This is a genomic window from Robbsia andropogonis (genome assembly GCF_000970345.1).
Lineage (GTDB): Bacteria > Pseudomonadota > Gammaproteobacteria > Burkholderiales > Burkholderiaceae > Robbsia > Robbsia andropogonis.
This window is the reverse complement of record NZ_LAQU01000070.1, coordinates 1-8,109: the sequence shown is the minus strand read 5'-3', so window position 1 is coordinate 8,109 and position 8,109 is coordinate 1. Positions and strand designations below refer to the sequence as shown.

Below are 8,109 nucleotides of genomic sequence, written 5' to 3'. Positions count from 1 at the left end.
GTATGTCAGCCGAAAATTCCGTCAGCGATTGTGGCGTTATCGTATTAAGCAGAGCATGAGCCGGCGCGGAAATTGTTGGGATAACAGTCCGATGGAACGTCTCTTCCGTAGCCTGAAAACGGAGTGGGTTCCGACCACCGGATATATGAGCGCCGGGGAAGCGCATCGCGACATCAGCTATTACCTGATGCAGCGGTACAACTGGATTCGGCCGCATCAATTCAATGACGGTGTAGCACCGGCAGTCGCAGAGGAAAAATTTAACCCGGTGTCCGGCGTGAGTTGACCACTACAAAGTACGTGCAAAAGTAAGCCCGCGACCATTCGATTAATGACGAAATTAGCGACTGGAAGAGCAATCGGCAGAGCCAAAACGCGCGGTATATTTGAAAACCAGATCGCCGACACGAGTAGCATCTGAGCAATAATTATTCGCTTCACATTAGCGCCTGAGGCCCTGAACAATCGCCGAGGCACAAGCGAGGCCCCATAGGAAGAAAAGTCCTTCCCACATTATCGATGCACTCATGGTCGTAGTTCCTATGAAAGGCGATGCAGGCTTGCAGCGGCACTTCGCGCAAGCCTGCGGCGTTTAGCGACCGCGGATCATTCCGAGGACCAGCTTTGCGCCCCGGATGGTCACAAAAACGGCTGCCAACGTCGCAGCAACGGCTAACACAGTGGTACCGACGCTACTGAGGTCGACCGCTGTGGTCAGCGTCGTAAAGTCTGGCGCGGCTGCTACTGCCGAAAGCGGCACCGAAGCAGCGGCAACCAAAAATACCGCCGGATACAGCTTGTTTTTATTGAAAGTCTTCATTGTCCCCTCCACCTACAAAGCCGGAAAACGTCCGGCGCGCTTGCCTACTGATCTTTAAAACTTCATCCACGTCGGATGAAGCTCAAAACTGCCCCTGCGAACGCCGATAGCAAATACAGTCCAATCACCGACGATGCGGCCAACGCACATATCGCGCCCAACTCTTGTTGGTTGAGTGGTTCGGCGCTGACCGTCTCATTCACGACCTGTCGAGACGTGGATGTCTGTAGTTTCATCGGTTGTCGATCAACCGACGGGCAAAGCTGACGGTCCGCGTCCGTTATGCCTTCGTTATGAAGTGCTGGGCGGCAGGAGAGCGAGACCGATTGGTGGCCGTTATCAGCGCTCATTGCCGCTGTCAGGCCGTTGCAGCGAGCCCTTGCCCCGCCTTTGCTGTCGGTTTCTGCGTGCTACTGCCGTATGGATGAAGTTCCACAATCGTCGGCACCAGTGCGCCGTCTCTCGACTGCATAAACTCAAAGTCGGCCAAGAATTCGCCAACCGCAGCCCCTTTGACTTCGTTTGGTAGCAAAATAGTGCCGACCACCAACTGGGTGCCTTCCGGCTTTTCTTGATGGAGAATGCATTGCGCAGTCCGCATGCAATAGGGCTTCCCGGTTTTTGCAGAAACGCCGGTGCGTTCGGTGATGCCGACGATTTGCAGCTTTTGTCTCGTTGCCATAGTTTGGATTCCTATATATTTAGATTCGATTAATGAGTCTATTTCAGACCGAAAACCACGATGCAGACTTGCGTTTCTGCTGCGTGTGTTGTAACTACATGATTACAGGATTTGCGTTGAGTAAACAGTATTCCGATTGGCTAGAGCGTTTACATTTGTTGATCGATACCGTTTGATAGCCGATCGATGAATAACGATCCGTGTGAAGCCCAGGCGATAACCAAATTGCCGGGCTCTAGATCAGCAAAATCTAACAACCCTCCTTCAATGGTGAGAGAGCTAATTCGCTTTCCATCCTTGAGCGAGGAGCCGACAGAAAGGATCGCGCAGGAGCCAAGGTCGGCAGCGGAGGGAAGATGATTGTTTTCCATGATGTTCCGTGTGTGAATTGAGATTGAAAATCCAGATGGACTTTTATCCTGCATACCTAAATTACTTCCAAGGCGTGTTTAATTTAAACACTTGTGACTAGGATACTCAATACTATGAAGTCGGAAATGCACGAAAGATTCGTTAGGCTAATAGACCATGTGGCCGATAGGAGAAGACCTTGGCGCGATTTGGAGGCGATTACGGGGATTTCGCGGCAGAGATGGCGTAGTGCTTATTTGGGGGTGCAGCGGCTGAACGATGAGATGATTTGTGCGCTGGGGGAGCATTGGCCGCAGTATATTTGCTGGCTCGTTACAGGAGATGTGCACTGCGCGGAGGCACAAACAGAGCCCGAAAATGCCAGAACCGGGAAAAATTTTTCTAATTGATCGAAGCGGGCTCGCTCGACTTCTCTAACCCAGCATTCTAGACCGACGAAATGATTTAAAGCAGAATGTAGCTGCTCAAGTCGTCAGAAGATACTCCTCATCTGGCACTTTATAGCACTCGAAACGTTTTATCAGGATGCTAAAAAATGCCAGTTCAAAGACGCCGTCAGTAGTGTACGCGCTTCATCCACTCTCCTGCTGGAGCAACAGAATAGTTCTCACGCTTTTTAAGTCTTGCATATTGCACAAGCGCACCTTTTGCCGTGACGGAGAAAACGTCTCGATTGAAGCCATCGTCGTCTTCACCTTGGTCGTCATCAAGCGACTTCGTCAGAAGTCCAAGTCTCACAAGCTCGCGTAACCACCTTCCAAAAGTGCTCCTCTCGAACGGAATCGTGCTGTTTTGATTGAAGGATGAATAATCTGCCGCACCGAAAGTACCTTTAAACATGGCGCTCATCGCAACATCTAGAACTGCCCAAGCATTTTGCGAGACACGACTGGATAACGCTTGGTAACGTTCAGTCGTCGCTTTATCAAGCCATCGTTCGAATTTTTCTTGCTTCTTTTCTTTTACTCGGACTGGTTTTCCATTTTGCATGCAAAACTCGCAAAACTCGTCAGCCAACCCTAGCAGATCACGTAAATTGTAGTTGACGAGACGATAGAGGTACTTGATGTCGTCTAGTGATATTGGCAGTTCGTCTTCCGCTTTATCCGGGTCAGTAGAGAACTCCTGAAGTCGCGCCTTTACTAGAGCGTCAATGGTAGACGGATGCACATTTCTGACGTCAATGACAGGCGCATTAAGAAACGCAGTAAGACGTGGTGACGCAGCAAGACTATGAATCACTCCATTCGCTCCGCAGAACACCCATCGCAGCCCATTCACGTTGAATAGCTTGTCTCGCAAGGCCTCCAGCGTTCTTCGTGCAGACACCCCCGTTTCCAGAAGCTCGATATTATCAATGATGCAGACAACACCGCCGTTTCCTTGGACTGCAAAAATTTCATTCAGCCACGCTTTAACGACCGCTTCAAAACCACCTTGAGCAAAACCTACTGACTGATTTACTTGACCAGAAGAACTGTGACCGCCCCTCACTGCGACCGACGCTATGCCGGGGACCCCCAGACCTGCGGTCAAATCACCGCTACTATTAAAATGCTGGACGATTGGTGAGTTAAGCCAAGCATTCAGGTGAGGTAGGTTAAGTCCTTTAGTGTCGAAGTCCTTCAGATAGTCACGATATTGGATAAGCGTTCGGGCAACCCCCTGAAAAACTTCGGCGCAAAACTGATCAACGCCGGCTTCCTTTTTCAGCTGAAAGGAAACAACGGATGGAATGATGAGCTGCGGGGTTTCTGCCTTCAAGTATGCCTGGAAACACTCGAAGGCGGCCACATTAACCAAACTAGTTTTTCCAACACCAACATGGCCATCTAAACAAGTTATTTTGCCGTGCTTATGAAGACGTTGTGCAACCGAAAGGACCTCTTCATTACGCCCGACTAGAAGACGTCGTCCCCGCTCATCTGGGCTGAGAGCGTGCACACCAAAAGGATTTTCTGTCAGTCCAATCGAGGCGTACGGATCAAACGTAAATTTTGACATTTCGCGTCGGTATAGTATCGTTTCGTGACTTGCAAGTACATTGCATGACAGGCCATCAAATTTTAGATCGAAACCAAATTTGCCTTTTTTGACGACCAAATCAGACGTTTGCGAGTTTTACGTACTGACATACTATACTGTCAATCATCAGAATCGCCAAATAGATGCAGCATCCAAATTAAACAGCTAGCTCTGGTTAAGATTGCATATCCTTATTGATAGTCGTTTGTAAAGCTTACCCGACTCAGCATCTCGTCAGATTTAGAAGGTACGCTGCATGCGATGCTCCGTTGCTACAGTCGAAGGTCACCACAAACAACAAGAATCAGTGAATCAGGCAGTAAATGGCACAAATCGATGTTCGACCTTTCCAGTGAGAACGTCTTGATCGCACTCAGAAAAGCAACGTCATCCGGTGAAGTAGCTACCTATTTTTTGCGGAATTCGATTCGAATAAGTTCACCTTCAACTTTGCACCATTCCTTCTCATTGTCAATTATATTGCAGTCACAAATACTGCTATACTCTTTAACTTCCGCCCTTCCGAGTAGCAATCTCTAAAGCTATCGTAGAAATATGTCTAAAAATACAATATCAATACATTTCGACGGACCAATCACCAAACATCATTCCGTACAGTTACGTGCATTTAGCAAAACGCTCAGTCATTTACAAACAGCGATAGATAGAGCACATCTCGATGTCAAGTACGGTAATGTATGAAAGAATGCGCGACTCCGTGATGAAGACTACGAACCGACGGAGTTCATGCTAGATCAGACACGAGATGGCGGTTTTATAGCTGACCTCATAGGGAGCAACCCCGCAAGTGACGCGATAATTAAACGAATTGACACGGCCGTTGAGCCAGCGTATGCCTTAGCAAACACAGTGCTTCCCCCTGATGATGAGAAGCTAAAGGATCAAGCCGAGTTACGTAGAAAAGCCTTCATAGCCGGAGCGCAACAACCAACACCTTATGCAGATTTTGTTCAAAATCCTGACGTAAAACAAACACGTGCTTACGGCGACAGATCGATAGTAAAGGAATTCGATCAGATCGCATCGGCTATTCGCGCTCGTGATAACGATGGCAGTTACGTAGAAATAGATTTATTTTCCAAAAATAAGTCGGCTAAATATACTTTTGACGACAAAATAGCAAGGGCTTTTCATAATATTGTATCCGCACGAAGCCTAGGAGATGCCGTCGAAATTCCGATTACTCTTCGCGGACTCGACTCTGGCACAAACGGATTATCAAAAGCGGTAGCATTCAATTTAGCCTCAAAAAAAGAGTTTAAACTTTACATACATACTGACCGTGGTTTTTCCAGCTTAAAAGGCTATCTTAAAAAACGTAGCCCACCACATTTTTCAATCGTGGCTTGCCCTATTCTAGAGTATGGTGCATTCGATCCGCATGCGGGCGATATGTATTTTCTAGCAATCCAAGCGAATCATTCGTAAATAGGCTGACTCATTCTGAGGTGCATAAATGCAGTTACCTGATGCAGCGATAGGTTCCATTGTTGCAGCTGCTATCGCGGGACTTGTGGTGTTCATTTCCACTGTTCTTACTAAAGAGCAAAAAACTTCAGAGTTTCGACAATCTTGGATTGATGAGTTGCGCAAGGATATTTCGCAATATATTTCCGGGGCCACGGAAATTGTGACTCTTTACGCAAGAAAATCTAATGATCCGACAGCTCAAGCGAAATTCTTAGACGATAACTTTGAACTCATCCAGGAATTACAAGCGGTCGAACACAGAATTATTCTTAGGCTCAACTCGAAAGAACATGAAAAATTAATTGAACAAATTACCGGATTTAGACAAAAATTATTAACACTTACTCCATCGAAAGTAGCGATAAAGCTTTTGACTCAGTCTTAACACGCCAACGCGAGGAACGACGTATTACACAGGAGCTGTTAGACTCTGCAAAATTTGTATTAAAATCGGAATGGAAAAGAGTAAAGAAGGGTGAACCCGCATTTCGCATAGTAAAAGGAAGTGCGTTACTTTTATATGCATATTAATTATTTTATTTTACTTACCCATTGCAATTTTTGGTTAAAAAGTATGTTTTTGCGGAAAAAAGACAGCCCGAAAACGTCGAAAATACTAAGATAAGAAAAATATCTAAAAATTGAAATAATCTTCATCTAAAAATATTAAAAATAATTTTTAATATTGCAGAATTACGCACATTAATTAATTTTATTTAATATTCATCCAATGCATATAAAATCAATTTATGACGATGCTTTCGATTATATGGAAAATATTGTCCAACAACTCACTCAACGGAAACCGAAGCCGTTGTTTGTGGAGATGCATGGTTATCGTTACACAGAACAAGATGCTTTTCACGCAATACTTCAGAAATTGGCTCGGATTGTTAGCACTCTTCGCGCCGCGCACTTATTACTCTCAAACGGATTTATTCAGGAGCAAGCGTCATTATGCCGCATAGTCGATGAAGCTGAGGTCGATGTTACCTTCTTAGCCTTAGGTCTTATCCATGGTGAAACCGACCTTCATAAGCGCTTTTTGAGCACGTTTTATCAAGAGGAAAACGAAGATCCTGATCGGCCCGCCCAGACCCGTAATAAGCGGGGAAATGTCCCGCGACAAAAAATCGCAGCATTTATCGCAAATAGCCCGACGTTGGGTGGAGACCCCAGCACCGCAATCGCAGCAATGCAAGCTATACACAAAACCACCTCTGGCTACATTCACGGGGCATCTCCATTCCTAATGGAAATGTATTGTGGCCGCACCTGCCAATTTCGAATGAACGGACTACGTACCTCTCGGCTTTGGCAAGATCATAAAGATGACATCTGGAATTACGTATATCGAGGGTTAGTTGCGTTTTGTTTGACTGCGAAGGCGATCGGTGACAACAGTAATTTCGATACTATCTTAGAATACACTCGGAAATTTTCGTTATCCGAACCGAAATGATATTTTTAATATATGATTAAATTAAAAGCAAAAATTTGCGGGATCTTCATTATTCCGTTGCATGAAAAATGCTTTAAAATTTGGATATACATTGACATTCGGCTCCAGATCGAGATCTGGCACGCGAGAACTTACACTGGCAATCGCGGTCCTCATTTACGTGAAATAATAGAGTCGCTATAAGTTTCTGTCGACGTTCCAACTCCACACCGTATTGCCCAATCCACCATCATTGTTCGCCGCCGTGTAAACATATCTCCACGCCGATATGCTGCTTCCGCCTTGTCACCGATGATATGCGCCAGCGCCGCTTCCGCAACCTCATTTGAGTGCGTGGTTGATTCGCCGATCCAATCACGGAAGGTAGATCTAAATCCGTGAACAGTTATTCCTTTTTGACCAAGATCTACTTGCAGCAGTTTCAACATCGCCATATTCGAGAGCGGTGAGGCCGCGTCTTTTCCCTTAAAGATAAAGACGTTTTTGGAATTCGCCAAAGCACATACGATCTCAACGGCTCGGGCACATAATGGGACGCGATGTTGACGCCCTGATTTCATTCGATCTCCGGGAACTGTCCATATTCCCTCAGCAAGATGGAATTCCGACAATTTCGCTCCGATGACCTCATTAGTCCGCGCTGCCGTCAAAATCGTAAATTCGAGAGCTAGCCGGGATACAGCCGTTCTTTTCCGCAGCGCTATGAAAAATTCTTCCAGCTTTTCGATTGGAAGCGCGGGATGATGCTGAACCTTCTGGACTTTGCTACGACATGGCAGGAGGTTGTCCAAATGCCCTTTCCACCGCGCGGGATTTTCGCGTCGTCGATTGTTTTTCGTACTATCCCGGTCGATAACAGCCTCAATGCGTCCTCTTACCCGGTTCGCAGTCTCAGGAATCTTCGTCCAGATCGCCGATAGTGCCTGATGAACCAAAGCGGTGCTTACTTCCGTAATCGGACTTTGATCAAAATACTTGGACGCATACTTTTCTAGCGATGCAGCCCAGATCGCAGCCTGTTTCTCGCTCTTCCAACCACTCTTTGCTGCGTCAATATAAGCCGTACAGCACTCGGAGAAGGTCGGGATCGCGGAGCTGGGATGGACTGCAGCTAGTTTTTGTCTACGGACCTCGATCGGATCAGCCCCGCTGAGATGAAGCTTCCGGCACTCCAAAGCAAGCGCCCTGGCCTCCGCTAGCGAAACCAAGGAAAGCGGCCCCAAGCCCATCTCTCGACGTCGCGTCCCCCGCGTATAT

9 protein-coding genes are annotated in these 8,109 nt (G+C 46.8%); 4 read left to right on the top strand and 5 right to left on the bottom strand.

The annotated features are described in order from the left end of the window. Positions 1-286, top strand: a 286-nt coding sequence (locus WM40_RS25085; RefSeq protein WP_046154348.1) for an integrase core domain-containing protein, incomplete at its 5' end; no start/stop codon positions are given. Between the two features lie 306 nt (positions 287-592). Here the strand turns inward: WM40_RS25085 and WM40_RS25080 are convergent. The 4 genes from WM40_RS25080 to WM40_RS25065 all read right to left on the bottom strand — a co-directional run bounded on the left by WM40_RS25080 (position 593) and on the right by WM40_RS25065 (position 3,878). After that, entirely contained in the window at positions 593-820 is a 228-nt protein-coding gene (locus tag WM40_RS25080) for a hypothetical protein (RefSeq protein ID WP_046154345.1), read from the bottom strand. Between the two features lie 358 nt (positions 821-1,178). Continuing rightward, entirely contained in the window at positions 1,179-1,502 is a 324-nt protein-coding gene (locus WM40_RS25075) for a hypothetical protein (protein WP_046154344.1), read from the bottom strand. A gap of 149 nt (positions 1,503-1,651) precedes the next feature. Further along, positions 1,652-1,873 (bottom strand): hypothetical protein, encoded by a 222-nt coding sequence (locus WM40_RS25070; protein WP_046154343.1) that lies wholly within the window; start codon positions 1,871-1,873, stop codon positions 1,652-1,654. A gap of 556 nt (positions 1,874-2,429) precedes the next feature. Then, a complete protein-coding gene (locus WM40_RS25065; RefSeq protein WP_157685990.1) occupies positions 2,430-3,878 on the bottom strand; it encodes a hypothetical protein in 1,449 nt (482 codons plus the stop codon). Between the two features lie 768 nt (positions 3,879-4,646). Here WM40_RS25065 and WM40_RS28305 point away from each other — a divergent pair. From WM40_RS28305 to WM40_RS25050, 3 genes are all read left to right on the top strand, one after another. Next, positions 4,647-5,348 (top strand): hypothetical protein, encoded by a 702-nt coding sequence (locus tag WM40_RS28305; protein ID WP_052738523.1) that lies wholly within the window; start codon positions 4,647-4,649, stop codon positions 5,346-5,348. A gap of 28 nt (positions 5,349-5,376) precedes the next feature. Next, entirely contained in the window at positions 5,377-5,775 is a 399-nt protein-coding gene (locus tag WM40_RS25055) for a hypothetical protein (RefSeq protein WP_046154341.1), read from the top strand. A 345-nt stretch (positions 5,776-6,120) separates the two neighbouring features. Beyond that, complete coding sequence (locus WM40_RS25050) at positions 6,121-6,852, top strand: hypothetical protein (RefSeq protein ID WP_096349226.1); 732 nt, start codon at positions 6,121-6,123, stop codon at positions 6,850-6,852. Between the two features lie 152 nt (positions 6,853-7,004). On the opposite strand, the gene WM40_RS25045 is transcribed toward WM40_RS25050, so the two are convergent. Continuing rightward, a partial coding sequence (locus tag WM40_RS25045) for a tyrosine-type recombinase/integrase (protein WP_046154346.1) occupies positions 7,005-8,109 on the bottom strand: 1,105 nt, incomplete at its 5' end.

Excerpts from the sequence above, each read along its gene's own strand:
- WM40_RS25055 (WP_046154341.1), top strand. The coding sequence starts at position 5,377 with ATGCAGTTACCTGATGCAGCGATAGGTTCCATTGTTGCAGCTGCTATC.
- WM40_RS25080 (WP_046154345.1), bottom strand. The coding sequence starts at position 820 with ATGAAGACTTTCAATAAAAACAAGCTGTATCCGGCGGTATTTTTGGTT.
- WM40_RS25070 (WP_046154343.1), bottom strand. The coding sequence starts at position 1,873 with ATGGAAAACAATCATCTTCCCTCCGCTGCCGACCTTGGCTCCTGCGCG.
- WM40_RS25075 (WP_046154344.1), bottom strand. The coding sequence starts at position 1,502 with ATGGCAACGAGACAAAAGCTGCAAATCGTCGGCATCACCGAACGCACC.
- WM40_RS25065 (WP_157685990.1), bottom strand. The coding sequence starts at position 3,878 with ATGTCAAAATTTACGTTTGATCCGTACGCCTCGATTGGACTGACAGAA.
- WM40_RS25050 (WP_096349226.1), top strand. The coding sequence starts at position 6,121 with ATGCATATAAAATCAATTTATGACGATGCTTTCGATTATATGGAAAAT.
- WM40_RS28305 (WP_052738523.1), top strand. The coding sequence starts at position 4,647 with ATGCTAGATCAGACACGAGATGGCGGTTTTATAGCTGACCTCATAGGG.